Source organism: Cupriavidus sp. 8B, assembly GCF_054589115.1.
Genome location: NZ_BAAILO010000593.1, coordinates 1 through 767, shown reverse-complemented (window position 1 = coordinate 767; position 767 = coordinate 1). Strand labels below are relative to the sequence as shown.

The window sequence follows — 767 nt, the reverse complement described above, 5'->3', positions numbered from 1 at the left end:
GCCGACGGCGCGTTCTTCACCGAGTCCGGAACGCCGCCGACGAGGATCCCCGCCTCGACGGCCGCACGCACTTCGCTCTCTGACACGCCTAAGCCGCGGAACACCTGTTCGTTGTGTTCACCGCGAAACGCCGGCGCGCTGCGCGGGCCGAGTTCGTCGTCTGAAAACCGCCACGGATAGCCGTGGATCAGATACGAACCACCTCGCCGGTCAGGGACTTCCTGCACGGCGCCCCACTGCTTCGCCCAGTCGGTCTCGGCGAGTTCCTTCAGCGAGCGGATCTGGCCGATCGCGATCTTCGCTTCGTCGAGCTGCGCATCGAGCGTCTTCAGGTCGCGGAACGATAGCATCCATTTTTGGATCACCGCATGCAGTGCCCCGTAGTTCTGCAGACGCCGCTCAGCGGTACTGAAGCGCGGATCGCGCCCAAGGTCCATCCGGCGCATCGCGCGCAGGTAGTTCGGAAACGTGTTGCTGCCCACGATGCTCTGCGCCGCGACAAACGCCTCGCCCCCCGGCCCGACGAAGTGCGGGCCTTCGGTCGCGCCGAGCACGCCTGGCTCCGCGCCGGTATCGATACCCGCGAGATCGAGATGCGCGCGCTCGTTAATGGACAGCATCACGGCTGCCATCGCGACGTCAATATACTGTCCCCGGCCAGTCACTTCGCGCTTGCGCACCGCGGCGAGCACCGCAATGGTTGCCTGCAGGCCCGCGTAGACATCTGCGTGCGACAGCGGATCTGTCCATTTTCGGCCAGCATCGAT

1 protein-coding gene is annotated in these 767 nt (G+C 65.4%); it reads right to left on the bottom strand.

Annotation, left to right across the window (positions count from 1 at the left end):
• Positions 1–767 (bottom strand): CoA transferase (locus tag ACYP5B_RS49795; RefSeq protein ID WP_459574851.1); only part of this gene is annotated, 767 nt, incomplete at both ends.